This is a genomic window from Silvimonas sp. JCM 19000, assembly GCF_054652575.1.
The window spans coordinates 1-24,616 of the sequence record NZ_BAAIHC010000006.1; the positions used below are offsets into that span (position 1 = coordinate 1).

The 24,616-nt window shown below is 61.2% G+C and carries 21 protein-coding genes; 7 read left to right on the top strand and 14 right to left on the bottom strand.

From position 1 onward, the window contains the following. The coding region (locus ACYQ1A_RS07290; RefSeq protein WP_499361363.1) for a hypothetical protein at nt 1-430 on the top strand (430 nt) is incomplete at its 5' end. A 4-nt stretch (nt 431-434) separates the two neighbouring features. On the opposite strand, the gene ACYQ1A_RS07295 is transcribed toward ACYQ1A_RS07290, so the two are convergent. Beyond that, nucleotides 435-3,131 carry an excinuclease ABC subunit UvrA gene (locus tag ACYQ1A_RS07295; protein ID WP_499361365.1) on the bottom strand — a complete coding sequence of 899 codons (2,697 nt, stop codon included), beginning with the start codon at nt 3,129-3,131 and terminating at the stop codon, nt 435-437. Between the two features lie 141 nt (nt 3,132-3,272). Beyond that, the gene (locus ACYQ1A_RS07300) at nt 3,273-4,592 is read right to left on the bottom strand and encodes a methyl-accepting chemotaxis protein (protein WP_499361367.1); all 1,320 of its coding nucleotides are present in this window, start codon (nt 4,590-4,592) and stop codon (nt 3,273-3,275) included. Nucleotides 4,593-5,227: 635 nt separating this feature from the next. On the opposite strand from ACYQ1A_RS07300, the gene ACYQ1A_RS07305 reads away from it, so the two are divergent. Then, nucleotides 5,228-6,742, top strand: coding sequence for a DUF1254 domain-containing protein (locus ACYQ1A_RS07305; protein ID WP_499361368.1), 1,515 nt, complete (start codon nt 5,228-5,230; stop codon nt 6,740-6,742). A 374-nt stretch (nt 6,743-7,116) separates the two neighbouring features. Here ACYQ1A_RS07305 and ACYQ1A_RS07310 read toward each other — a convergent pair whose 3' ends face one another. Continuing rightward, nucleotides 7,117-7,410, bottom strand: coding sequence for a hypothetical protein (locus ACYQ1A_RS07310; protein WP_499361369.1), 294 nt, complete (start codon nt 7,408-7,410; stop codon nt 7,117-7,119). 284 nt (nt 7,411-7,694) lie between these two features. Between ACYQ1A_RS07310 and ACYQ1A_RS07315 the strand changes: the two genes are divergently transcribed. Further along, entirely contained in the window at nt 7,695-8,294 is a 600-nt protein-coding gene (locus ACYQ1A_RS07315) for a hypothetical protein (RefSeq protein WP_499361370.1), read from the top strand. Nucleotides 8,295-8,305: 11 nt separating this feature from the next. Here the strand turns inward: ACYQ1A_RS07315 and ACYQ1A_RS07320 are convergent, their stop codons facing one another. Then, the gene (locus tag ACYQ1A_RS07320; protein ID WP_499361372.1) at nt 8,306-9,571 is read right to left on the bottom strand and encodes an NRAMP family divalent metal transporter; all 1,266 of its coding nucleotides are present in this window, start codon (nt 9,569-9,571) and stop codon (nt 8,306-8,308) included. Nucleotides 9,572-9,841: 270 nt separating this feature from the next. Here ACYQ1A_RS07320 and ACYQ1A_RS07325 point away from each other — a divergent pair, with 270 nt between their 5' ends. Next, a complete protein-coding gene (locus ACYQ1A_RS07325) occupies nt 9,842-10,087 on the top strand; it encodes a hypothetical protein (protein ID WP_499361373.1) in 246 nt (81 codons plus the stop codon). 116 nt (nt 10,088-10,203) lie between these two features. On the opposite strand, the gene ACYQ1A_RS07330 is transcribed toward ACYQ1A_RS07325, so the two are convergent. Next, entirely contained in the window at nt 10,204-11,520 is a 1,317-nt protein-coding gene (locus ACYQ1A_RS07330) for an LLM class flavin-dependent oxidoreductase (protein ID WP_499361374.1), read from the bottom strand. Between the two features lie 18 nt (nt 11,521-11,538). After that, the gene (locus tag ACYQ1A_RS07335; RefSeq protein WP_499361376.1) at nt 11,539-13,686 is read right to left on the bottom strand and encodes a TonB-dependent receptor; all 2,148 of its coding nucleotides are present in this window, start codon (nt 13,684-13,686) and stop codon (nt 11,539-11,541) included. On the opposite strand from ACYQ1A_RS07335, the gene ACYQ1A_RS07340 reads away from it, so the two are divergent. Then, nucleotides 13,598-13,867 (top strand): hypothetical protein, encoded by a 270-nt coding sequence (locus ACYQ1A_RS07340; protein ID WP_499361378.1) that lies wholly within the window; start codon nt 13,598-13,600, stop codon nt 13,865-13,867. The two genes, ACYQ1A_RS07335 and ACYQ1A_RS07340, sit on opposite strands and share 89 nt — an antisense overlap. Before the next feature lie 70 nt (nt 13,868-13,937). On the opposite strand, the gene ACYQ1A_RS07345 is transcribed toward ACYQ1A_RS07340, so the two are convergent. The 3 genes from ACYQ1A_RS07345 to ACYQ1A_RS07355 are packed head-to-tail and all read right to left on the bottom strand — an operon-like array spanning nt 13,938 to nt 17,061. Continuing rightward, nucleotides 13,938-14,774, bottom strand: a complete 837-nt coding sequence (locus ACYQ1A_RS07345) for a carbohydrate ABC transporter permease (protein ID WP_499361379.1) — start codon at nt 14,772-14,774, stop codon at nt 13,938-13,940. Next, nucleotides 14,771-15,718 carry a carbohydrate ABC transporter permease gene (locus tag ACYQ1A_RS07350; RefSeq protein ID WP_499361380.1) on the bottom strand — a complete coding sequence of 316 codons (948 nt, stop codon included), beginning with the start codon at nt 15,716-15,718 and terminating at the stop codon, nt 14,771-14,773. The genes ACYQ1A_RS07345 and ACYQ1A_RS07350 overlap by 4 nt, the downstream gene beginning before the upstream one ends. Beyond that, complete coding sequence (locus ACYQ1A_RS07355) at nt 15,718-17,061, bottom strand: ABC transporter substrate-binding protein (protein ID WP_499361381.1); 1,344 nt, start codon at nt 17,059-17,061, stop codon at nt 15,718-15,720. The genes ACYQ1A_RS07350 and ACYQ1A_RS07355 overlap by 1 nt, the downstream gene beginning before the upstream one ends. 105 nt (nt 17,062-17,166) lie before the next feature. Here ACYQ1A_RS07355 and ACYQ1A_RS07360 point away from each other — a divergent pair, with 105 nt between their 5' ends. Further along, complete coding sequence (locus ACYQ1A_RS07360; RefSeq protein WP_499361383.1) at nt 17,167-18,195, top strand: LacI family DNA-binding transcriptional regulator; 1,029 nt, start codon at nt 17,167-17,169, stop codon at nt 18,193-18,195. Here ACYQ1A_RS07360 and ACYQ1A_RS07365 read toward each other — a convergent pair whose 3' ends face one another. Beyond that, on the bottom strand, nt 18,196-18,522 hold the full coding sequence (locus ACYQ1A_RS07365; RefSeq protein WP_499361384.1) for an NIPSNAP family protein: 327 nt from the start codon (nt 18,520-18,522) through the stop codon (nt 18,196-18,198). It lies immediately after the preceding gene. Nucleotides 18,523-18,559: 37 nt separating this feature from the next. Next, the gene (locus tag ACYQ1A_RS07370; protein ID WP_499361387.1) at nt 18,560-18,817 is read right to left on the bottom strand and encodes a hypothetical protein; all 258 of its coding nucleotides are present in this window, start codon (nt 18,815-18,817) and stop codon (nt 18,560-18,562) included. A gap of 216 nt (nt 18,818-19,033) precedes the next feature. Between ACYQ1A_RS07370 and ACYQ1A_RS07375 the strand changes: the two genes are divergently transcribed. Beyond that, entirely contained in the window at nt 19,034-19,672 is a 639-nt protein-coding gene (locus tag ACYQ1A_RS07375; RefSeq protein ID WP_499361390.1) for a CC0125/CC1285 family lipoprotein, read from the top strand. Nucleotides 19,673-19,751: 79 nt separating this feature from the next. On the opposite strand, the gene ACYQ1A_RS07380 is transcribed toward ACYQ1A_RS07375, so the two are convergent. The 3 genes from ACYQ1A_RS07380 to ACYQ1A_RS07390 all read right to left on the bottom strand — a co-directional run bounded on the left by ACYQ1A_RS07380 (nt 19,752) and on the right by ACYQ1A_RS07390 (nt 24,482). Further along, nucleotides 19,752-21,260: a hypothetical protein gene (locus ACYQ1A_RS07380; RefSeq protein WP_499361392.1), complete on the bottom strand. Its 1,509-nt coding sequence runs from the start codon at nt 21,258-21,260 to the stop codon at nt 19,752-19,754. Nucleotides 21,261-21,304: 44 nt separating this feature from the next. Continuing rightward, a complete protein-coding gene (locus ACYQ1A_RS07385; protein ID WP_499361393.1) occupies nt 21,305-22,903 on the bottom strand; it encodes a hypothetical protein in 1,599 nt (532 codons plus the stop codon). A 154-nt stretch (nt 22,904-23,057) separates the two neighbouring features. Continuing rightward, nucleotides 23,058-24,482: an aminotransferase-like domain-containing protein gene (locus ACYQ1A_RS07390; RefSeq protein ID WP_499361395.1), complete on the bottom strand. Its 1,425-nt coding sequence runs from the start codon at nt 24,480-24,482 to the stop codon at nt 23,058-23,060. Between the last annotated feature and the right edge of the window lie 134 nt (nt 24,483-24,616).

Below are 24,616 nucleotides of genomic sequence, written 5' to 3' on the forward strand. Positions count from 1 at the left end.
AATGGCGGCTTCTTCAAGAGGGACTGGCAGCATGAGCACCACCGCGTTTTTGCAGAAATTTGAGGGCGGCAACGAGGCCGCGGTTGCGCTGGATGAGGTCCTGCCCTTTCTTGCGGAGCACAGTGGCATTGCGCAACCCGAGGTGAGCGCCGCCATCGCTCTGCCCGCGCTGGTTGCAAGCAGTGTGCGCGTTATCGGCGATGGGCAAGGCGGCGTGCTTTGCCTTAGCGTGAACGAGCCGCGGGTATCCGGGCGCGATTTTCAGGACTTCGCCTTTGAGGCCATGGTGCGCTTTGGCTTTTGCATGTTTTTCGATGATCTGGCGACGATCTACACGACTGCACCCGATAGCGACGACATTCCCAAAGCCTTGCTGCGCGACAGCGCCAACGGCGTCAAACGGGTCTACCGCGCCAACCAGATCGCCTGACGCATTACGGCGCGGTCGGCCGTTGCAACGCCTCCGTCAGCCACGGCGCGGTGCGGCTGGCGTGGCTAGCAGCCACCTCGGCGGGCGTGCCGCTGGCTACGATCTGCCCGCCCTCATCGCCCGCGCCGGGCCCCAGATCGATCACCCAATCGCTGGCCGCCACCACGCGCATATCGTGTTCGACCAACACCACGGTATTGCCCGCTTGCACCAGCGCATCCAGTTGCGCCAGCAAGCGATCAATATCGGACGGATGCAGCCCGGTGGTGGGTTCATCCAGCACATACAACGTGTCGCCGCGCTGGCTGCCCGCCCGTTGCAATTCAGTCGCCAGCTTGATGCGCTGCGCCTCGCCACCCGAGAGTTCCGTGGCAGGCTGGCCCAGTCGCAAGTAGCCAAGGCCGATGTCACGCAGCACCTGCAACGGCCGCAGCACGGCGGGCTCGTCGGCAAAGGCGGCGCAGGCCGCATCCACCGTCAAACCCAGCACATCGGCGATGCTCAGATCGTGCCATTTGATCGCCAGCGTATCGGCGTTATAGCGCGTGCCGTGGCAGGTGGGGCATGGCGAATACACGCTGGGCAAAAACAGCAGTTCCACCATCACAAAACCTTCGCCTTCGCAGGTCTCACACCGGCCTTTGGCGACGTTAAAAGAGAAGCGCCCGGCGTCATAACGATGTTTGCGCGCCGCAGGCGTGGCGGCAAACAGCTTGCGAACGGCGTCGAACAGGCCGGTATAAGTGGCTAAATTGGAGCGTGGCGTGCGGCCGATCGGTTTCTGATCCACCTGCACCAGCCGCTTGATTTGTTCCATGCCCGCCACAATACGGCCGCTGGCACGCGCCTCCGGCAGCGTCGGCACGCCGGCGGCATCGCGGCTGTCTTCATCGGAAACCGGCGGCTGCGGCGCATGCTCTTCCGCCTCTTCCGTCGCATCGAGCGGATTGCCCAGATGCGCCGCCACCAGTTGCAGCAAGGCCTGCGTGACCAGGCTGGATTTGCCCGAACCCGACACGCCCGTCACCGTGGTCAAACAGCCCAGCGGAAACGCCGCATCCACATTTTGCAGATTGTTGCGTTCAACCTGTTCCAGCCTGAGCCACGCTTGCGCTGGGCGTGCCTGGCGGGCGATGCCCTGGCCGCCATCAAACAGATAGCGCCGCGTTTGCGATGGCTTGATCTGCGCCAGGCCTGCGGGCGGGCCGCTGTATAGCACCTGGCCGCCCAGCTCGCCCGCGGCGGGGCCCACATCCACCAGCCAGTCGGCCTGGCGCATGGTGGCGATATCGTGTTCCACCACAAACACCGAATTGCCCTCAGCTTTAAGCCGTTGCAACGTGCTCAGCAGCGCGGCGCCATCGGCGGGATGCAAGCCCGCAGACGGCTCATCCAGCACATACACCACGCCAAACAATTGCGAGCCCAGTTGGGTGGCCAGGCGCAAGCGTTGCATCTCGCCCGGCGACAGGGTCGGCGTAGCGCGGTCCAGCGCCAGATAGCCCAAGCCCAGGCCGATCAGCGTTTCCAGCTTGCTCAGCAAGGCTTGCGCCAGGCGTTGCGCGGCGATCACTTTTGCTTGCGTATCATGCGCGGTGCGGCGCACATCGGGCGCGGCGGTATGCGCCGAGCCGCCAGCCGCCACGCGTTCGGCGATATGGCGTTGATGCTGTTGTTTGCTGCGCGTGGGCGCGGCGTCTTGCGCCTGGCCGCCTTCACCCCGGCCTTGCGCCGCCGGGCGCAACACTTCGGCCAGTTGCTTGAGCGGCATCTGTTGCAAGGCGCCGATGTCGTAACCGGCAAATGTCACCGCCAGCGCCTCGCGCTTAAGCCGTTTGCCTGCGCACAAGGGGCAGACGTTGCCCACCATGAATTGCGCCACGCGCTTTTTCATCATCGCGCTCTGGCTGGTGGCAAAGGTGTGCAACACATAGCGCCGCGCACCGGTAAAGGTGCCCATATAACTGGGCTGCTGTTGCTGTTTGATGGCGCGTTTGACCTCGGCGATATTGAAGCCGGCGTAGACCGGCACCGTCGGCGTTTCGTCGGTAAACAGTATCCAGTCGCGCGTGGCTTGCGGCAGATCGCGCCACGGCACGTCAATGTCGTGCCCGAGTGTGGTGAGGATGTCGCGCAGATTTTGGCCTTGCCACGCGCTGGGCCAGGCGGCGACGGCTTTTTCGCGGATGGTCAGCGACGGATCAGGCACCATCGATTGCTCGGTCACCTCATAAATCCGGCCCAGACCATGGCATTGCGGGCATGCGCCCTGCGGCGTGTTGGGTGAGAAATCTTCGGCGTACAACATGGGCTGGTCGGCGGGATAACGCCCGGTGCGCGAATACAGCATGCGCAAAGAACTGGAAATCTGCGTTACCGTGCCCACCGATGAGCGCGCCGTCGGCGTGCCGCGTTGCTGTTGCAGCGCCACCGCCGGGGGCAGGCCATCAATCTGGTCGACATCGGGCACACCGGCCTGATCAATCAGGCGCCGCGCATACGGCGCCACCGATTCCAGATAGCGCCGTTGCGCCTCGGCATACAGCGTGCCAAACGCCAGCGACGATTTGCCCGAGCCCGACACGCCGGTAAACACCACCAACGCATCGCGCGGAATATCCACATTCACATCGCGCAGATTGTGCTCACGCGCGCCGCGCACTTGTACAAAGCCGGCTTGCTGCCTGGAAGGTGGATGCATACGCCGCCCGCTTGATCCGGAATGGCCGCAGGGGCCGATGCTCGCATCATCACCTGTCACGCCAGCCGAGTTTGTCAGCCATTGCGGGCAGTCGGCGTAGGTCGGGCTTGCAAAACGCGGGACGGTGGCCGCGCGGGCGGCTTATTCCCGATGATCTTCTTGCAGCATATGCGTCAGTTGCCCGATGGCTTCGACCACCGAGCGTGCGCTGGCGCTGATCTGCGACATGGCCGTGCCCACTTCTTCGGTCATGGCCACGCTGCTGCTGGCAAGGTCGTTGATGCCCGCCATATCAGCCACCGCTACGCTGGTTTTGCCCTGGATCTGACGCACCATCTTGCCGATTTCTTCGGTGGACTGCGCGGTCCGTTCCGCCAGTTTGCGCACCTCATCCGCTACCACGGCAAAGCCACGGCCGGTCTCGCCCGCGCGGGCCGCTTCGATGGCGGCATTAAGAGCCAGCAAATTGGTCTGGTCGGCGATTTCCTTGATGGTTTGCACAATCGAGGTGATGCGTCTGGATTCTTCGCCCAGCGCCGACATATTGTTGGCCGCTTCATTAATCGAGCCCGACATGCGCTGGATAATCTCAACGCCCTTGCCGATGTTCTCCATACCCTGGCTGGCCCATTCCGAGGTTTGCTGGCTGGCGGTCATGGCCAGCAAGGTGCCGTCGCGTTCGGCCAGATTACGTGCCACGCGGGCGGTGACATCGGTGGCGAACTTGATCACGCTGGTCACCTGGCCGGTCTGATCGAACACCGGGTTATAGCTGGCTTCCAGCCAACGCACGCTGCCATCGGCCGCCACGCGTTTGATCTCGGCGGCAAACACGCGGCCAGCGCGCAGATCACCCCACAAGCGTTGGTAATCCGGGCTGTCGGCGTATTCACGCTCGCAAAAAATCGAATGATGCCGACCGCGCAAATCCTCAACCCGGTAGCCCATGGTCTGCAGAAAATTGTCGTTGGCGGTGATGATGTCGCCGCTGGGGGTGAACTCGATCACCGCCATTACGCGGTTCACCGCGTCGATCAGGGCCTGGTTGCGTGATGCATCGTTGATGCGGTCCGTAATATCTGACGCCACCTTGATCACGCCCACCACCTGGCCGGTAGCGTCCTGCACCGGGCTGTAGGTGGCCTCCAGCCACACCGGCTTGCCATCCATACGCCGCCGTTTGACCACACCGCTAAACGCGGTGCCGCGCCGCAGTTTGTCCCAGAACGTGGCGTAATCACGGCTTTGCACGTAATCGCTATCGCACAGTTCGGCATGCCGCCGCTCGCCCGGCTGCAGCGCCATCACGCTGGCGAAAATGTCGTTGCACGCCAGCAACTTGCCCTGCAAGTCGAACTCGACGCGTGCCAGTGACGCATCCAGCGCCTTCAGTTTTGAAGAAGCAACGCTGAGCTCTTGCCCCAGCCGCGTGTTTTCTTGCCGGATTGCACCACCAAACATGTGAGTCCCCTTGCAGTTCAACATTCCGCAGCGCCGTGGTACAGCGGTTGCAGAATTGAATCGGTATGCATAACGCCGGGCTGTATGCCCGCGTTTACTGCTGATCGGATATACGGCGAACAACCCGCACCGGATGCATGTCAGGACAATATTTCTTTTTGCTTGACGTAAGCAATCAGGATGCGCCCTGGCTGGGAGCGGTCCTGGGATCATGGCGTTTTAAACGCTAGCATCCCGACACCACTGAAAGTTGCGCAGCGTACAGGTGAAACCCGCATCAATGCTAGATACAACAATGTTTTTTATGCGGTTTTGGGCGGCTTATACAACAGGGGATGGCTGAGGCAACAGCGGCAGATTGTGGCAACCGTGCGACGGCAATCGGCGCAATTTTATGTAAGTAAACTCTTATAAACCGGATTAATTTCGCAGAACACGCCGAGCAAGCTTTCAGCAAACTCAATCCAAGGCATGGCCCGAATCGGGCAGCGCAGCGCGGGGGCATAACCATGGCACGCGTAACATTTCAGGGGTGGCGATCAATACGCTAGCTGGCTATAGATAAGCACGCGCCGCCTCCGGGCGGCTTTCTTGCTGGCGCAGCCCCCCCCGTCCGCGCCAAACCGGAGTAATCAATGCGCTTGCCCTTGCCTGCTTTGCCCCGCCCCCGTCGCCCCCTGCGCCAACGCGCACTGCCTGCACTGCGCCTGGGCTTGCTGCCATTGGCGTGCAGCCTGCTGTTTGGCATCGCTCATGCCGCCAGCATCGACACCCCGGCTGGCTCGATCCCGCTGCAGCAAGGTTTGCCCGCCGACCAGGCCACCGTGGACCAGTTGTATGACCAACTCGACTATCAACGCGCCACCCAGGCTTATCTGTGGGGACTGCCGATTGTGGGCTTCAATGAATGGCAGAAAGCACACCGCAATATCTTCGGCGCCAAAGACACCGACATGCTGGTGTACACCAGCGTGCAAGACAAACTGGGCATTCTGACGCCGAACGCCACCACGCCCTATATCGTCGGCTTTCCGGATCTGGCCCGCACGGGCCCGCTGGTCATTGATTATCCCCAGGGCGCGTCAGCGGGGGGCGTGGGTGATTTCTGGCAACGCCCGGTCACCGACATGGGCGAAACCGGGCCCGATAAAGGCGCAGGCGGCAAGTATCTGATCCTGGGGCCTGGCCAGGCACTGCCCGATGGGCTCGACACCCATGCTTACCGCGTGGTGCACGTGCCTACTTTCAATATGATCGTGGCGTTTCGCGCGCTGGATGCCGATCCGGCCAAGGCGCAGGCGGTCATCAGCCGCTTTAATATGTATTCGTACGCGCAACGCGCGCAGCCCGAACACACGCGCTTTTTGCGTCCCGAAGGCCGCGCCTGGAGCCAGGTCCCACCGCGCGGCGCAGCGTATTGGGCCAGCCTGAACGAAATTCTGCAGCGGGAACCGGTGCAGGAGCGTGACCGCTTTTATATGGCGATGCTCAGGCCGCTGGGCATCGAAAAAGGCAAACCGTACCAGCCCGATGCGCGCCAGCAAAAGATCTTGCTGCAAGGCGCAACCACGGGCGAACTGATGGGCCAATCCATCGCCTTTGCCAACCGCGATCCGGCCGCGCGTTACCGCGCCGACACCCGCTGGGAATACCTGATCAATTTTGACGTCGGCCAGGACACCGGAACCTATGCGCCGCTGGATGAGCGCACCAACTATTTTTACCAGGCCGTCACCACCAGTCGCGGCATGAGCACCCACACCCCCGGCGTCGGCCAGGCCTATCTTGGCACGGCGCACGACAAGGACGGTGCGTGGCTGAATGGCGACAAGAACTATCGCCTGCACGTGCCACCCAACGCCCCGGCCAAATTGTTCTGGTCGCTCACCGTTTACGATAGCGACACCCGTTCTTTCTTTGCCCATACGCCCGGCGATGTGGTGGATAAATCGTCGCGCGCCAATCTGACCATGAATGCCGACGGCTCAGTCGATTTGTACGTCGGCCCCCACGCCCCCGCCAGCGGCGCGAATAACTGGATACCGACTGCAGCGGGTAAGAGCTTCTTTGTGTTGTTCCGGCTCTATGCGCCGCTGGAACCGTATTTTGACAAGAGCTGGAAATTGCCGGATCTGGAATTGGTGGATTGAAAATGGCGGGGTGGGGCTAGCTAAAGCGCCCGGCGCAACTGACGGATCAACGCGCCCACCCCGCATCACCCGCCTGCAGCGGGTGTGGCGCGCGGTAGCTAATGCGGGATAGCGTTTGGGGAGGGCTTTTCCAGCATAAAAAGTAGTTTTATATCTTATTGGCTTTGATGTTTTTGAAAATAAGAAAGTAATACGCAATCAACATTGCGAGCACGGACAGCTCAGAGCGAGTGATAACAACGATATTTTCTGGTGAAGTGATCGCCAACATTAATAAAAAAATCAGAAAGGCAATAACATCAAATAGGCAAATAAATACTGGCGGGACCGGTACCATTATCTTGCAGGCACGATACCGCTGGCAGACTAACGCACTAGCCGAACAATAGAACCAGCATAAAAAACAATGCGCAAAATCCTGCGTACGGAAAATAAATCGGCAAAAACAAAAACAACATGCAGCCCATCAAGGGCCAATACACCAGTTTGCCGATCAGAAATGACGGCTGATCCGCAATCATTTTCTTGATACTGCGGTCGTGGCGCGTCAAACCGGGAATATCGTCGTTTAAGGTCTGCAAATACAGTTTAAAGCGCAGCAAAAACACGCCTGCATACAACAGACTGAGCAAAAACAATAGCGGCTTGATGGCAATAAATGGTGGCATCGCTTAATCTTTCGCCTGGATAAAACGGGGTAACAGCATGCTGCCCGGCCTGAGTGCCGGCATCAATGCGTGGCGAGTCTAGTGGAACAATACGGCATGTATCAATCAAGCCTGAGCGGGCGCACAGCAAGTGTCACATAAACACAAGCAGCTTGATGCCCCCTGCCCACAGTCCTGAAGCAACGCGTCAACGCAGTGGCGCAACGGGATGATTTTGTGCGGCGGTTGGAATCATCCATGGGGGGCCGCAGCGCCCACCCCACCCAACGCAGGTGTTTCGATTAATGAGCGACATTGACCTCAGCCTGGCCACAGTAAAAATTGAATTGACCCCGGCCGATATCGTCGCATTGAAACGTGCGCAGAAATATCGGCTCGCCCTGTTCGGCGCGCCGTTTGCCCTCTATCTCTACGGCCATCTCACGGCTGATATCGTGCAGAACTGGTCAGTTCTGCCATGGGTGTTATTGATTCCTTTAGCGCTGCTGGTCGCGGCGGGCACGGTTTGCCTGGTATGGGGGGTACGGGTGGTATTACGGCCCTATCCCGACGACTATCGATTATTGCTTTTGCTTGATGAAAAAGGCATGACCTGCAAGGTCAGATCAAAAGACGTATTAAAAGGCGCGGAACTGCACTTTTTTGAATACCAGAACATCGCGCGCATTTACGAGGCGCTGGAGTCAAACGGCGGCGGTGCGGTCTGGCAGGTGCTCAACCTCGACACGCTGGATAAAAGCAAATTTCGCATGAGGTTATACGGCATAGACCCGTCGATTTCGCGAGCCCGCATCGTGGCTGAGATCGCACGCCGCGCTGGTTTATCCAGGCGCGACAATCCCAAACGATTAATCGATTACATCCGGCCGTCGCAGGAGATGTGATACCGGCGCGCCTACATAAACACAAACATCGCCACCACCGCCGCAGCCATCGCCAGGGTTGCCAGCCAGCCCAGCCAGCGCAGGCTGCCGTGCACGGTAAACTCGCCCATGGCGTTGCGGTTGGCGGAGAGCAGCATCAGTACCGCCATCACCGGCACGGCAACCACGCCATTGATGACGGCGCTCCAGAACAGCGCTTTGATCGGGTCGATTCGGATCAGATTCATGCCTATGCCGGCCAGGATGGCGAGAGCCAGCGCGGCGTAGAACTGCGGGGCTTGCAGCGGTTTGTGTTCCAGGCTGTTTTTCCAGCGGAAAGTGCCGGCGATACCGTAGGCAGCGGAGGCGGCCAGCACCGGCACGCCGAGCAGCCCGGTGCCGATCAGGCCGCCGGCAAACAGCCAGAAGGCAAAGCGGCCGGCCACCGGGCGCAAGGCTTCGGCGGCTTGGGCGGTGGTCTGGATATCGGTGGCGCCGTGCATATTCAGCGTGACGGCGGTCGACAGCATGATGCAGTAGGCGATGGCGGTGGAAAAACCCATGCCGACCAAGGTATCGAGGCGTATGCGTTTGAGTTCGGCCGGCGCTTGTTCGGGCGCTTGGATTAGCGGATCGCGCCGGGGTTCTTTGCGGATTTCTTCGACTTCTTGTGAAGCCTGCCAGAAGAACAGATACGGGCTGATGGTGGTGCCGAGGATGGCGACGACCACGGTGATGTATTTGCGATCGAGGTGCATGCTGGGCAACACGGTGGCCTTGAGCACGCTGCTCCAGGGAATCTGCACAGTAAACAGCACGGCCACATAGGCAAACAGCGACAAGGTCAGCCACTTCAGCACATTGGCGTAGCGGGTATAAGGCACAAACAGGATCAGCGCCAGGCAAAGCAGGCCAAAACCGATGGTGTATGCCTCTTTGCCGCGATGGCCGGCCAGCAAGGCGGCTGCGTCGCCCATGGCGGCAAGGTCGGCGCCAATATTGATAACGTTGGCGATGGCCATCGGCACCACGATGCAATAGAACAACCAGCCCGGATAATGCCGCCGCAGATTGGTGGCCAGGCCGTGGCCGGTGGTGCGGCCGATGCGGGCCGAGATGGCCTGGATGGCGTACATCAGCGGAAACGAAAACAGCAGCGTCCACAGCGTATCAAAGCGGTACGCCGCGCCGGCTTGTGAATAGGTGGCGATACCACTGGGGTCATCGTCAGAGGCGCCGGTAATCACGCCGGGGCCGAGCTGGTCCAGCAACTTGCGGATACCCGTGCCAGCGCCCATAGGTGTGCCCCGAATCTTGCGATGCTGCCGATAGTGCGGGCAATGTGCCTGGCGCGCTATCCGCCGCACGCCGCTGCAGGGTGGCGGCGCCATCCCACATCCAGCCGCGTTGTGCGCTTGGTCTCAGCGCGGCCATAGCTGACAGCCATGCCCGGCGCGCATCGGTTAAAGTGTATCCGGCTATCTATTGTGGTGATCAATATGCAAGCAGTGGGTCAGCAATGCCAGCCGTTTGCTGGCCCGGACACAACCGCGCAAGGAATGTGCAGCATGAACGAAGGTGAAGCAGAAGCACTAAAGCAGGCCGAGCAAGCGCTGATCCGGGCGTCGACGGCGTTTCGTGAGGCCAAAGACCGCGTGCGCGCAGGTACGGGCACGGATGAAGACGTTTGGCCGCTGCTGGATGCCCGCAAGGCGGCATACGAACACTGGCGCGCGCTGGCCGACCCGCAAGTGCAGGCCGGCAGGCCGCTGTCGCCCGAGGTTTTGCAGATACTTAACGAACACCGGCGCTAAACGTCCCTCGCCCATAGGGTGGGACTCGGCGTCCCCGTCAAGACCCACCATCCAAAGTGGTATGCAAAGATCGCGCTGCGTGGCTTTTGGCTTTGGATGGTGGGTCGAGACCCACCCTATGGACGTGGCAATCCGAGGTTTTCGCGGAGCGTGGTGCCGCTGTATTCGGTGCGGAACAGTCCGCGTCTTTGCAGTTCCGGCACCACAAATTCCGCAAAATCCGCCAATCCGCCCGGCAGCGTGGGGGCCATCACGTTAAAGCCATCGGCGCCCTCGCCTTCAAACCATTCCTGCAAGGCATCGGCCACGTCTGCGCCGGTGCCGATCACGCTGAAATGCCCGCGCCCGCCTGCGATACGTTCATACAACTGGCGCACCGTCAGGTTCTCCTTGCCCGCCAGTCGGGTCAGCAATTCCTGGCGGCTGCGCTGGCCGCTGTCGGTCAGTGGCAGTTCGGGTAGCGGGCCATCCAGATCCACACCGCGCAGATCAAAGTTGCCGATCATGCGCGACAGCAAACTCAAGCCGACTTCCGGGTCTACCAATGCTTGCAGGGCTGCGTGTTTCTGCTGCGCTGCTTCTCGCGTGGCGGCCACCACCACATAGATGCCCGGCATGATGCGGATCGAATCCCGGCTGCGGCCGGCCGCTTCGGTGCGCGCTTTAACGTCGCGATAAAACGCCTGCGCCGAAGCCAGTGAGGTATGCGCGGTAAACACCACATCGGCGGTTTGCGCCGCCAGATCGCGCCCGGTTTCGCTGGAGCCGGCCTGGATGACCACCGGCCGACCTTGCGGCGGGCGCGCCACATTCAGCGGTCCGGTCACCGAAAAATGCTTGCCCTTGTGGTTAAGCACATGCAGTTTGGCCGGGTCGTAATACACGCCGCTGGCCTTGTCGCGCACAAAGGCATCGTCGTCCCAGCTGTCCCACAAACCGGTGACCACATCGTAAAACTCGCGCGCCCGTTCATAGCGCTCGGCGTGGCCGACGTGCTGCTCGCGGCCAAAGTTGCCGGCCTCGCTGGCGGCGTCGGACGTCACCAGATTCCAACCGGCCCGACCACCGGAAAGATGGTCGAGCGAGGCAAACTTGCGCGCTACGTGGTAGGGCTCGTTATAGGTGGTGGTGGCGGTAGCGCACAGGCCGATGTGCTCAGTCACGGCGGCCAGCGCCGACAGCAGCGTAAGCGGCTCAAACTTGTCCGAACGCGCCATGCGCTCGGCCGCCGCGCCGGTATAGGCAGTGACGCTATCGGCAAAAAACACCATATCAAAGCGCGCCTGTTCGGCGATCTGCACCACCTGCTTGTACACCTTGAAATCCAGCCCGCCGTTAGCGGGCGTGGCCGGGTCGCGCCACGCCGCCACATGGTGGCCGGTTTCCATCAAAAAGGCGCCCAGGCTCATCTGGCCTTGTCGTTGTGTGCTCATCGGTCTGGCTCCTGCCGCTTAAAAGTCTTTACGCACGTTGATACCCCAGTAGCGCTCGGCATCGCGCGGCGCAATCTGGCGCACATAAGTACCGGTGGGCACGCGGCTGATGGTGTAGTACTTGTCGCCGATGTTTTTAACCAGCAAGGAATAGCGCATGCCCTGGTTGTAATTGGCCAGCGTGATATTGGCATCCCACAAGCCATACGCGCCCTGGATGCCATCGGGCGATTGCGCCAGATCGTATTGGGTGGCGCTTTGCCAGGTGTAGGAGGTGCCCAGAATCACGTCGTAATCGGTGTTATGCAGCGGCACGGTGTAATCGGCGCGTACCACTGATTTCCATTTCGGCGCATACGGCAGCGGTTGCCCGTTAACTGAGGCCGCGCAATTGGCCGCCGCGGGCGGCGGGCAATTGAACTCGTCGATTTTGGCGCGGGTATAAGCAATGCCGCCGCCCAGGTTTAACGCGGCTATCGGTCTGGCGGTGAAATCCAGGCTAAGGCCACGGCTGGAAACATCGCCCGCATTGGTCAGATGCGACACCGTCAGGCCATCCACCGTGTCGTAAAAGTTGGCCTGATAGTTGTGATATTGCGTGTACCAGGCGGCCAGCGCGGTCACCAGCTTGTTATCAAATGCCGAGGATTTAAGGCCCACTTCATATGAATTGGATGTCTCGGGCGCCAGCGCTTTGGTGTCGGTCGGCTGCATATTAAAGAACACGTTATAAGCCGGACCCTTGTAGCCGTGGGTATAGGTGGCGTAGCTGTGGATATTGCTGCTGAAGTCGTACTGCCCGCCCAGGCGGCCAGACACGCCGTTATGGCCATCCGAACCGCTGGAGCTGAAAGCCGGATTAACGCCGGGGAAGGACGTGGCCGAGGTCGAGGTGCGGGCAAAGTTGTAGCTCAGCTCGTCCCGCGTTACGCGCAGACCGGCAATACCGCGGATGTCTTTGGTGAAGTTAAGCGTGGCATCGCCATAAGCGGCGTAGTTCTTCAGCTTGCTCTCAAACTGGGCGTCACCCACGTTGTTGCTATAGGTGGATGCGCCCGCTGCGCATGGCGTGATGCCATTGCTGCTGGCCAGCGTCGAGGCGGTGCATGACGAAACGGCACGGTTGAACCAGTCGCTTTCATCGGTCTGGAAATAGAACAAACCGCCCACGTATTCGAGGAATTGATCACGCGGCGAGGTAATGCGCAGTTCTTGCGAAATCTGATGGAAACCCAGCGTGCCATGATCGGCCGTCGAGACATTGCCCGCCGCCGTGCCGCTATTTACATAGGCCGGATAAGACGAGGTGAAATCGCCATCGCGCTGCTGGTAGTTGTCCCAGAAGCGATACGCCGTGATGGAGGTCAGCGTGTAATCGTTAACGTGCCAGTTGAACTGCGCGCTCAGACCCCAGTTGGTGTCCTCGGTCAGCGGGTTCAGGTCATTGTTGATCTGCAGATTGTTGGGCGTGGGGCTCACCGGCGCCAGCGCGGGCAGCAGCACCGCATTGTTATAGGCCGTGCTGTGCACGCTACTGATGATGTCAGCGGTACCGTTGTCTTTGTTGTGCGACCAGTCGGCAATGACGGTGGCGTCGAGATCATCGCGCAAGGCCAGATCAAAGCGCGCACGCACGCCTTTGTGGTTGTAGCCGTTTACCGTGTCGCCGTTGTAAACGTTGGTGACATTGCCGTCATACGAACCCAGATAGGCCGCCACCGAAGCGCGCACCGCATCGTTAACCGAGCCGGAAATACCCGCGCCCAGCCGCGCTTCGTGGCCTTCAAACCACGAGGCATCCACATAGCCGGTGGTGGCCTTGTCGATTGGTTTGGTGACGATGTTCACCACCCCGGCCGAGGCGTTTTTGCCAAACAGCGTGCCTTGCGGGCCTTGCAGCACTTCAATGTGATCGATATTGAGAAAGTCGAGCGTGGCCTGGCCGGGGCGCGCATACACCACACCATCAATCACCGTCGACACGCTCGGCTCCACGCCCGAGGCAAACGAAATGGTGCCAACGCCACGGATGTTCATGGCTGAGTCTTTATTGGTATTGCCCTTGCGAAAGGTCAGCGTGGGTACGGCTTCGGTCAGGGTTTCGGCCGAATTGATATTGTCTTTGGCCAGCGCATCGCCATCGACCACGGTGACCGCGATAGGCACTTCGGCCAGTTTTTGCGGACGATGCGTAGCGGTGACCACCACTGATTCGACCTGGCCGGCGGGGGCATCATCGGCCCATGCCGCCGACGCGACCGCGACCAGGGTAAGGGCCGCGCCGAGCTGGCTGAGTGTGTGCGGCGGGCGGGTGTGTGCGAGCTTCATTGCGTGTGTCTTCCCATGAGTGTGTTTACGTTTTTTGTCATTGCGCGGAGGGAGCTCCGCCGAGTGCTAACCAACTGAAATCGTGCGAATCAGCCCTTCAAGCTGCCCGCCATCAGGCCGCCGGTGACGCGTTCCTGGAACAGCACAATCAGCAGCGCCAGCGGCACGATGGCCACCACCAGCGCCGCCGAAATCACCGGCCACGGAAAAGTGAATTCGCCCTGATAAAACAGGATGCCGACCGGCAAAGTGCGATGTTCCGGCGCGGCGTTGAGCGCTTGCGCCAGCAAAAATTCGTCCCAGGCGTTCACAAAGGCGAGGATGCCGGCGGTAAACACGGCCGGTGCCGCCAGCGGCAACATCACATGCCACAACGCCCCCAGACGGCTGCAACCATCCAGCAGCGCGGCGTCTTCCAGCTCTTGCGGCATGTCTTTAAAAAAGCTGACCAGCAGCAGCGTGGCCACGGGCAGACTCATCACCGCATACGGCAACATCAGCGCCAGCGCGGTGTTGAGCAGATGCAAGGCGCGCATGGTTTCAAACAGCGGCACCAGCAACGTAACCGGCGGAAACATCGCCACCGCAATCAGCCCGGTCAGAATCAGGCCGCGACCTTTGAGCTTGAGCCGCGCAATGGCATAGGCCGCACCGGTGGCCGCCACCAACGTCAGCAGCGCCGAGCCGATGGCGATTTCCAGGCTGTTGCCGATGAAGTGCAGCAAGGGTTGCTGGCTAAACGCTTGCGTGTAATTAGCCAGCGTGGGCGCATGCGGCCACCAGGTGATCGGCGTCTGCGTCAGTTCGGTCTCGGTTTTAAGCGAGGTAAACAGAATCCACACGGCCGGAAAGAAACCATTTACCAGCAATACCAACGCCACCCAAGCGCGCAGGTTGCGCGACGATTTAGCTTGCGACGCGCTCATTGCGCCTCCTGATACACATGGCGCAGATACAGCGCGCTAATACCCAGCGATACCGCAAACAGCAGCACCGCCAACGCCGAGCCGTAACCGACATTCAGATAATCGACGGCCGTGGTGTTGATCAGCATGGCCAGTGTTTGCGTGGCATGGCCGGGGCCGCCCTGCGTCATCGCGTACGGGATGTCAAAGGTCTGCAGCGCGCTTACCGTACGAAAAATCAGCGCCACCACGATCGACGGCTTGAGCAGCGGCAAGGTGATATGCCAGAAGCGATGCCAGCGACCGGCGCCGTCGATTTCGGCGGCTTCGTGCAGTTCGCGCGGGATGGTTTGCAGGCCCGCCAGCAGGATCAGCGCCACAAAGGAGGACGTCTTCCAGATCGTGGCCAGGCACACGCACAGCGGGGCCCAGAAGGGCGACAGCAAAAAGCGCACGCTGGGCAGATGCAAGCGCTGCAACAGGTCGTTGACCACGCCATGATCGCTATTAAAAAACCACGCAAAAATCATCCCCGAGAACGCCATCGGCAACGCCCACGGCAACAACAAAGCCAGCCGCACGGGCCAACGCCGCCGCCAGTTGAGGTTGGCCCCCAGCGCCATCAATAGCCCAGCCAGCAAGGACAGCGGCACGGTGATCAAGGTAATCAGCAAGGTATTGCCGGCAGCTCGACGCGCGTCGATGTCGGCCAGCAAATCCTGATAGTTTTGCAGTCCGACAAAGCGCAGCGGCGCAGCGCCAGAAAGCTGGATATCAAACAGGCTGTCATGCAACAGCCGCGCCACCGGGTAAACCACCGCCAGCGCCAGCAACAACACGGCGGGCAGCAGCAAGAGCCAGCCCAGCAACTGGTCATTGAGGGCGCGCGATTGGCGTGGTCGGGCCACATTGCGCGCAGCGGTCACCGCGGGGGATGGCGGCATGGCTTGGGTCGTGGTGGTCATCAGCGCAATACCCGCTGCAGATGGTTCTGGATTTCGGCGACACCAGCGACGGGTGTTTGCGAGCCGCCCAGTACCGCCGACGTGGTCATGCGCAACACGTCGGAGACTTCGCCATAACGCGGCGTTACCGGCCGGGCGCGGGCGCTTTGCAATACCGGCGCGGCATCGTGCAACCACGGCAATTGCGCCAGGATTTGCGGGTCCTGGTACAAGCTGGCATACACCGGCAACAAGCTGCCCTTGAGCGCCAGATAGCGCGAGGCTGCCGGCGCGGCCAGATAACGCAACAGCGCCGCGGTCTCGGCTTTGTGGCGCGAGAACGCCGACAGCGCCCATTGCCAGCCGCCCATGCAACTGACGCGTTCGCCACCGGGCACGGCAGGCAGCGCCATCACGCCAACCTTGCCTTTGACCTGGCTATCGGCGGCGTTCTGCAAGGCGTTCCAGGCAAAGCCCCAATTCACCGCAAAGATGGCCTTGCCGGCTTTGAAATCATTAAGCGTGTCGCCGGTTTTGACTTCCGCCACACCGGGCTTGATCACACCCTGCCCCACCAGATCCAGCCATTGCTGCAGCCCGCGCTGAGCCGTCGGCACGTCCAGCGTCAAACGGCCTTGCGCATCGGTCAGCGAGCGGCCGGCGCTCCAGTACGGCAACAGAAACGTGCACACCGCACCTTCAATCGGCGCGCCCTGGATCGACAAGCCCTGCAACTGCGGTTGGCTTTCCGCGTGCTGGATTTTTTGTGCGGCGGCGGCCAGTTGCGGCCACGTTTGCGGCGTGGCGACGCCGTAGCGCGCCAGCAAATCCTTGCGGTAATACATAAACATGGCGTCGCTAAACGCCGGCAAGGCCACCAGTTGGCCGCGCCAGACATCGGCCTGACGGTACGCGGGTAGATGGTTCTTTAAAGCGGCGGCAGCGTCACTGCCCATATAGCGGTCCAGCGGTTCTATCCAACCCGCCGCCGCGTATTGCGCCGGGTTGACGATGTCGATCATGAAACCGTCGTAAGTGCTGTCTTCGGCGTTGAGCAAAGTGGACAGATAACGCCGTTGCAACTCAGAGGTCGCGCCGCCCGCCCCCAGTTCCACCTCGATGCCGGGATGGCTGCGTTCGTACTCATTTAGCAGCTGGCGCAGCAAATCGGGCCGTTGCGCGCTGCCGCCGACAAACAATTTGAGCGTGATGGGCGCTGGCGCGGCATGAGCGAGGTGGGCGGCGCTGATCAGCAAGCCGGCCGACGCGATGCGAATCGCAGCCGTGCGCAGGCCGGGCCGTTGCCCTTGCTTATCTGCAGAGAAAAATTGCGCCACGCCAAACACTGTTATGCTCCGGTTCATGCCGCCTTGTTAGCGGTAACATCGGCAGTGTCAGAGATTTGGCTTTAGATCGTCAAAGAATTAAAAGTCAGGTTAATATGCTCAACCTTAAATCAGGAGCCAGGTTTGGATCGCGATCACGCCCCCCGCAAGCGCCGCAGCTCAGGTCGCGCCACCGTGCACGATGTAGCCGAACTGGCAGGCGTTTCCGCCATTACCGTGTCGCGCTTCTTCAAGCATCCAGACAAGGTCTCCAGCGATTTGCGCAGCAAGATTGAAGGCGCGGTGGCCACGCTGGGCTATGTGCCCAACCTGATCGCAGGCGGCCTGGCCTCGGTGCGTGGGCGCATCGTCGGCATGGTCATCCCCAATATCTCCGGCCCGATTTTTGCCAACACCATCCAGAGCTTTAGCGATGCGCTCACCCGCCACGGTTATCAATTGCTGTTGGCCTCGAGCTACTTTGATGTGGCGCAAGAAGAAAGCGCCGTGCGCGCCTTTCTGGGCTGGAACCCGGCCGCGCTGGTGCTGACGGGCCAATACCACAGTCCGGCCACCGAAAAAATGATTGAGCAAGCCGGCGTGCCGGTGGTGGAAACCTGGGATTTGCAAGCGCAACGCTTGCCCATCCAGGTGGGGTTTTCTAATGAAGAGGTCGGCCGCCTTGCCGCGCGCTATTTGCTGGACCGTGGCTACCGCCGCATCGCCTATGTGCAGAACAGCCAGCCCGGCGACATCAGCGCCATGGATCGCGGCAACGGTTATGCCGAAATCATCCGCGCGGCTGGCTACGAGCCATGGTTCTTTATCCCGACCGAGGCCGCCCCGTTCGAGGCCGGTAAACAAGGCTTTGAAGCGATGGTCAAGCGCGGCGCCGATGCGGTGATTTTTGCCAACGACAACCTGGCCGCTGGCGCCATCCTTGCCGGGCAGCGCGCTGGCATCCGCATTCCCGCACAATGCGCGGTATTTGGTTTTGGCGACTATACGTTTTCGGACAAACTGCTGCCCAGCCTGAGCACCATCCGGCCGCCTGCCCACGAAATGGGCGTACTGGCGGCCGAACGTATCCTGCAACAACTGGGCGAGATTCCCGGCGATTGTGTACGGGTGAACGAACTGCAATGCCGGGTGATTGCGCGCGAGAGTGCTTGATTAACGCACCGCCGAAAACGCCGTCGGCTGCAGAAACTGGTTGGCAATGTAGTCCACCAGCGGGCCTTGGGCTTCGGTCTCGGCTTTTTGCCGCACCCAGTCCGGATCGCTAGCGAAGGCGTTCCATTTTTGCTCGCGCTCGGCCATCGATTCCCACTGCAACAGATAAATCAACTCCGAGGTCGAGCCGCCCACGGCAATGGTCCAGAAACCAGCCTGGCGTATGCCGTAACGCTCAAAGAAACCCAGCGTGATGGACTCGAAGCGCTTGAGCAGATCGGGCATGCGGCCCGGCATGGCGTGGTAGATGCGTTGTTCGTACAGCATGGCGTGTTCCTTGGGCGAGTGGCGACCCCCGGCCGGTTTACCGGCCAGTGACCACCTTGCTATAGACAAGAAAGATCATGATCAAGAAGGCCTGTAACAGCGCCCCATACTGAAAAACCAGCAAGACGCGCGAAAACCCGTCACCTGATTTCGCGTCGTCTCGCAGCGCTTGCAAAAAGTCGCGTCTGACCGCCACGCGCTTGATGGTGAAACAGCGCACGATGTAGACGCCCATCAAAGCCAGATAGACCGCATCAAACAACATTACCAACCCCACCGCGACCGCCATACGCATTACCCACCAGAAAAAATAAGCACCATAAAGTGAGCGCGCTGGGACCAAGCTGTTGGTGCAATCTCGTGCTGCGGCGTCGACAAATCACAACAGCCCGCATCTACATTACGACACGCAACGATACCTCACCTATCATGCCTGTCGAGCCGCTGACGCCAGCGGGATCAGTCCCCTGCTCGCGCTTATTTTCCCCGTCCTGATCTGAGAGCTTTGCTGATGACGTTCCCTTCGGCCCTGGCCGGTATGCGCCGCGTGCTGCTTGCTCCCTTGCTGGCAGCCAGCCTGCTGACCACCGGTTGCGCCAGCCCCCTCACCCGGCCCCAGACCAGCAACAGCGCCAACGGATATAGCGAGACGCGCATCGATGCCAGCCACTACCTGGTGGCCTTCAGCGGCAGCGGCTACACCAGCAAGGATCAGGCCTGGTTTTTCTGGTTATACCGCTGCGCGGAATTGACCCGGGCGCAGGGCTTCAGTTATTTCCGTCTGGAAAACACCGAGACAACGGCGAGCACGGTCAGCGCGGCCGATCAAACAGCCGGGGCGTTTTACGACGGTGTATACCGGCCCGAGCAGGCGCAAGCGTGGACGCGGGTGAGCTACCAGTATTCGGCGAATGGCAGCCATAAGTTGCGCTGGCAGGAGCGGGCGACGGTGGCCATGTATCGCGCGCCCGCGCCGCCCGATGTGGCGGGTTTGCTGGTGGCGCAAACCGTGCTGGACCAACTGACGCGCTATGTGGCTTCAGGCGGTCGCGCCACGGCACCGACGCGGCAAGCCGTCATGGATGCGATTGCACTTCCGGCCGCGCCAGCCAGAGCGGCCCGCATCCAGCCCGCAGCGCGCCAGCTTTAACGGCCGCCGGTATGGGCTAGCGCAAGGACTGGATTGCGCAAATGACGGCGCCCACCCGATCAGGCGCCAGGGGGGGCGATTACTGGGTTTCCGGCGCTTTATAGGTCAATGTGCCGCGGCCGCTGGGGATGTTGTATTCCCACACATAGCGCACGTTGTCGCCAGAATAAGCCACCAGCACGGCCTCTTCTCCGTGCCCGAACACGCTGAGCCGTGTCATATCGCCAGCATCACGCCTGAATACGCGGTCCAGCAACGGCAGCTTGCCCTCCACTTTCAAGCGGGCTTGCGGGGTGCCATTTGCCGACAGCAGCAAGATTTCGCCATTTTGGGTCCATGCCAGATAACGGTCCCGACTGAGGTCGTAGCTGATCGAGTTGGCATCAATATCCTGCATCGAGCCGAAATCGAGCCATCGCTGATGGGCGACATCGTAGCGATACAACACACCGGCGCCGCCGAAGCTGATCACGGTAACCAGATTACGTTTGGCATCCCAGGTCAGATCATTGGCCCAGGAGCATTCCGGAAACGCCGGAGGCAGCGTGGCAAAAGTGCGGGCGCCGGTTTTCTTGTCGACCACGGCCAGACAATCGCGCCCGCTACCGCTCGCGATCTCGTAGTTATAAGGGCCGGGGGGGAAGATTTTTTTGCCTTCCGCCAGGTAGCCACCGGCTCGCTTGACCCGTGGGCCGGTCAGGGTCCAGTCCACGGCGCTGCCGTCGGCCGCGGTGAGCTGAAAAGCAATCGACTGGTTCGGTGCTGTGATCGGGGCACCTTCCAGGGTCCATTCAGGGTTGTGAGCAGGCTGGCTTATCCGCACCGGTCCTTCCAGGCGGTAGGCCCCGGCAAACAGGTCTATCTTGCGCACGCCAAATTGCTGATCAAGCGTGCGCAGCGCGCTTGCCATGTCTGCCCCCTTACCCTCATAGGGCACCGCCAGCGCAAGCTTTTGCCTGGGCGCGGTGGTATTGATCTGGCTGATACCGGTGCTGCTTGAGCTTTGCGCAAAAACTACACCGCTTAATTGGGTGGTTGGTGTCGCGCTGACATTCCAGGTGACTGCCTCGTACGAGGTCAGCACCAGCATGACCTTCTTGCCGGGACGATCCACCGTCACATAGACCGATGCAGGCGCCGGCAAACGCGTCAGGCGTGCCCCAGGCGTTGCCGGATCATTACCCCCATTGCAACGCCCGTCAGGGCAGGCACGTGCGCCGCCATAGGTGGCGACCAAGGCGATTTCGGCGTTTTGCGCCCACGCTTTATTGGCCGACGCAATTGGCATGGCAGGCGTCGGCGGCGTTGTGAGCCCCGGTGCGGCCAAAGCGGGCTGCGCCGCTTGCGTGATCCGTTGCAAGCGTCGTTGCGTCAGGGTCAGCTCGTCGTGAGAAGGCGCAGATACTCGCGGGGCGACAGGCGTAATGCGTTCGGTCGGCGCTTGTATCTGTCTGAGCTTGCCCGCCCCCTCCGCGCAGGGCACGTCTTGAAACACCGTTTGCCCGGACACCTGACACTGATAAACCGACGCGCCCAGCGCCATTGAACTCCAGCACCCCACCACCGCCCACAGCAACGCCCGTTTCATTTCGCTCTCTCAATCTTGTTTTTATTGAATGGCCCAGTGCTCGCTCAGGCGGCACCGCGTTGCGCTTTATAGGTAAGCCGTCCACGCGGCTGCGTCAGGTTGTAGTCCCAGACATAAAGCACGTCGTGCGCAGGTGTCCACGCGATCAACAGCACATCGTCGCCCTGCGCCACCAGGTTCAATGTCGGGCTCCAGCCTGCATCCCGGTCAAACACGCGGTTGAACATCGGCAAGCGGCCAACCAGGTTGTAACTGGCCTGGACCTGGCCGCGCCAGGACAAGACATACAGCGGGCCGGTGATGTCCCATCCGACAAAGCGGTCATGCACCGCGTCATAGGCCAGCGCCGACAGTCTCAGATTTGGCGTCTGCTCAAACCCCAGCCATTGCTGCCGCAGCATATCGAAGCGATACAAGGTGGGATTTCTGCCTCTACCGAGCAGCAGCAACACATGGCGTTGGGTATCCAGCGCCAGGGCCTCGCCGCCCTCACATTCAGGAAAATCTGCGGGCAAGGCCAGGGGCGTGCGCGCGTGGGTGCGTTTGTCGATCGCGGTCAGACAACTGCCGCGTTCTGCCGTCGCTTCATACTCATAGTCACCGACCGCGGGCGCGACCGCGGTGTGGCCTGTCAGATATCGCATCGGGCCCGGAACACGCGCGCCACGAGCGGTCCAGTCGCGCGATGCGCCATCGCTGGTGCGTAGTTGAAACGCGAGTTCGTGCATGGGCGGCTGTACTGGCCATCCATCCAGGGTCCAGTCGGGCTGCACCTGCGCACGCTGCGTGCCGCTGCCCACACGTACCGGTCCGGAAATCTGTAACGGCAGCGCGTACATATCAATCTGCCGCAAGCCAAACCACTGATAGAGAGCACGCAGGATCGCGTACGACTCTGTACCGGCGTGGCGCACATAGGGCCAGCTGACCTGTTGCGTCGGCAAGGCCGCCGTCACTGAGCTGGAGCCCGTTTGATTCTGATGCCCATACAGCACACCGGTGATATGGGTGCCGGGTGTGGCCCGGACGTGCCATGCCAGCGCGTGGGCCGAGGTCAGCACCAGCAACACATTTTTGCCTGGCCGATCCACTTCGACATCGGCGCGACGCGGTACCGCATCCGCCAGTCCCGAGCTATCGCAATCGGGATTGCCTTCACAGGCTGGATCAAGCACGTCATAGGTGGAAACCAACGCCACCTCGGCCCGAAAACCCCACTCAACAGGCGGCTGCCCGGGTGCTTGGGCCACCGGCCTTGCCGGAGACACGGCATCAAGTTTCTGCTTGATGGCGTTGAGCACGGCGTCCCGTCGCGCCTGACCTTCGGCGATAAGCTGCGCGCCCTGGCTCAAGCCGATCTGTGCGGCATCGGCGTGTGCGGCAGGGGGCTGCATGCGATCAGGCGGGCGCGCCATGGCCTGCGCCGACAGCGGGTCGGGCCAGCGTCCATAGGGAGTGCTATGACGCGGCGGCGCGGCGCCGGTGGCGGATTTGATCTCTTTGACGGTATCAACACTGGCACCGCTGCACGGCGTGTCCTGAAACACGGTTTGCCCGCCCACTACACACTGATGGACCGAGGCAGCTGGCACCAGGCTGCTGCAAAACAGCAGACAGGCTGCGAGCAAAAGCGATTTATTCATCGTTATTCAAGCGGGACCAAGGCCCGTGATTGCGCACTGGAAAGCGGCCAAGTATAAGCAGCGCCTAATGAGCTGTCGCATCGCTGACGTCTATATGTATCTACTGTGTCGCATTTTGCACAGATCAATACATTTCGCTGCAATTCACGCCGGGCTAAGCCAGGGCCTGCGCAATCAGCCCGCCCAACGTGGCCATCCCTTGCTCATACGCGGCACTCCACGGCGCGCCGTAGTTCAGCCGGATGCAATTGCGATACTGCCGGCCCGGCGAAAAAATCGGCCCGGGCGCGATGCTGATGCCGTGCGCGGCGGCGGCGCGTTGCAGTTGTAGCGCATCAAACTGCGGCGGCAGTTCCACCCACACAAAGTAGCCGCCTTGCGGCCGCGAAATCGACACCGCTTGCGGCAGATGCCGCGCCAGCGCCTGGTTCATCTGGCCCAGTTGCGTTTCCAGGTTGTGGCGTAGTTTGCGTAGATGTTTGTCGTAGCCGCCGCCGTGCAAATAATCGGCGATGGCCACTTGCGCGGGCACACTGGCCGAGAGTGTGGTCATCAGTTTCAGCCGTTCTATCTGCTGGCCATAGCGTCCGGGCGCGACCCAGCCTATGCGATAGCCAGGCGCCAGCGTTTTGGAAAACGAGCCGCAATGCATGACCAGGCCGGTGCGGTCATAGGCTTTGGCGGGCAGCGGATAGCTGCGGCCAAAGTACAGTTCGCCGTAGACATCGTCCTCGATCAGCGGCACGTCATGCTGTTCCAGCAAGCGCACCAGCTCACGTTTTTTCTCGGCGGGCATGCTGGCGCCCATGGGGTTCTGGAAACTGGTCATGAACCAGCAGGCCTTGACCGGATGTTGTTGCAGCGCACGCGCCAGCGCGTCCAGATCCAGCCCGTCGCGGGCGCTGACCGGAATCTCGATGGCGCGCATGCCCAGGCGCTCCAGCGCTTGCGATGCGGCATAAAAGCCCGGCGATTCGATGGCGATCAGATCGCCCGCCTGGGCGACCGCAGCCAGGCACAGATTGAGCGCTTCGAGTGCGCCGTTGGTAACAATGATCTGATCCTGTGACTGCGGCAGCCCCATGCCCAGATAGCGCAGCGCAATCTGCTGGCGCAGCGCCTTGTTGCCCGGCGACATGCTGGCGACGGTATCCCACGGATCAATAAAGCGGGCGGCACTGGCCAGCGATCGCGCCAGCCTGGGCAGCGGAAACAACAGCGGTGACGGAAACGCCGAGCCCAACGGCAACATCTGCCGGTCCTGGGCGGATTCCAGCACGGTAAACACCAGCTCGCTGATATCCACCTCGGCCGATACCAGCGCGCTGCGGCTGGCAGGTTGCGTTTCTGCGGGCGCCTGCGGCCCGTCGGCGGCCCCCGTCACAAAGTAGCCGGAGCGTTCACGCGCCCGCACCAGGCCGCGTTCTTCCAGCCGGTAATACGCGGCGAAAGCGGTGGCGGGGCTAACCCGATAGCGGGCAGTGACGGTGCGGATGGAAGGCAAACGCGCGCCGGGCGCGAGCTGGCCGCTGCGGATGTCGGCGGCGAGTAGTTCGGCAATCTCTTCGTAGCGTTTCATGCGGGGCGTGTGCTCATCTGATACGCAAAAATTTTCAATTCCTGATTCTGTTACTGATCCGGGCAAATGGCCAGACTGCAAGCATCCCGCCCTTGCTTGCGCTCGCCGCGTTGGCAAAGGCCCATCCGCTTTAT

Excerpts from the sequence above, each read along its gene's own strand:
- ACYQ1A_RS07320 (WP_499361372.1), bottom strand. The coding sequence starts at position 9,571 with ATGGGCGCTGGCACGGGTATCCGCAAGTTGCTGGACCAGCTCGGCCCC.
- ACYQ1A_RS07305 (WP_499361368.1), top strand. The coding sequence starts at position 5,228 with ATGCGCTTGCCCTTGCCTGCTTTGCCCCGCCCCCGTCGCCCCCTGCGC.
- ACYQ1A_RS07375 (WP_499361390.1), top strand. The coding sequence starts at position 19,034 with ATGACGTTCCCTTCGGCCCTGGCCGGTATGCGCCGCGTGCTGCTTGCT.
- ACYQ1A_RS07325 (WP_499361373.1), top strand. The coding sequence starts at position 9,842 with ATGAACGAAGGTGAAGCAGAAGCACTAAAGCAGGCCGAGCAAGCGCTG.
- ACYQ1A_RS07315 (WP_499361370.1), top strand. The coding sequence starts at position 7,695 with ATGAGCGACATTGACCTCAGCCTGGCCACAGTAAAAATTGAATTGACC.
- ACYQ1A_RS07390 (WP_499361395.1), bottom strand. The coding sequence starts at position 24,482 with ATGAAACGCTACGAAGAGATTGCCGAACTACTCGCCGCCGACATCCGC.
- ACYQ1A_RS07295 (WP_499361365.1), bottom strand. The coding sequence starts at position 3,131 with ATGCATCCACCTTCCAGGCAGCAAGCCGGCTTTGTACAAGTGCGCGGC.
- ACYQ1A_RS07300 (WP_499361367.1), bottom strand. The coding sequence starts at position 4,592 with ATGTTTGGTGGTGCAATCCGGCAAGAAAACACGCGGCTGGGGCAAGAG.
- ACYQ1A_RS07385 (WP_499361393.1), bottom strand. The coding sequence starts at position 22,903 with ATGAATAAATCGCTTTTGCTCGCAGCCTGTCTGCTGTTTTGCAGCAGC.
- ACYQ1A_RS07330 (WP_499361374.1), bottom strand. The coding sequence starts at position 11,520 with ATGAGCACACAACGACAAGGCCAGATGAGCCTGGGCGCCTTTTTGATG.
- ACYQ1A_RS07355 (WP_499361381.1), bottom strand. The coding sequence starts at position 17,061 with ATGAACCGGAGCATAACAGTGTTTGGCGTGGCGCAATTTTTCTCTGCA.
- ACYQ1A_RS07380 (WP_499361392.1), bottom strand. The coding sequence starts at position 21,260 with ATGAAACGGGCGTTGCTGTGGGCGGTGGTGGGGTGCTGGAGTTCAATG.
- ACYQ1A_RS07345 (WP_499361379.1), bottom strand. The coding sequence starts at position 14,774 with ATGAGCGCGTCGCAAGCTAAATCGTCGCGCAACCTGCGCGCTTGGGTG.
- ACYQ1A_RS07310 (WP_499361369.1), bottom strand. The coding sequence starts at position 7,410 with ATGCCACCATTTATTGCCATCAAGCCGCTATTGTTTTTGCTCAGTCTG.
- ACYQ1A_RS07350 (WP_499361380.1), bottom strand. The coding sequence starts at position 15,718 with ATGACCACCACGACCCAAGCCATGCCGCCATCCCCCGCGGTGACCGCT.
- ACYQ1A_RS07370 (WP_499361387.1), bottom strand. The coding sequence starts at position 18,817 with ATGCGTATGGCGGTCGCGGTGGGGTTGGTAATGTTGTTTGATGCGGTC.
- ACYQ1A_RS07365 (WP_499361384.1), bottom strand. The coding sequence starts at position 18,522 with ATGCTGTACGAACAACGCATCTACCACGCCATGCCGGGCCGCATGCCC.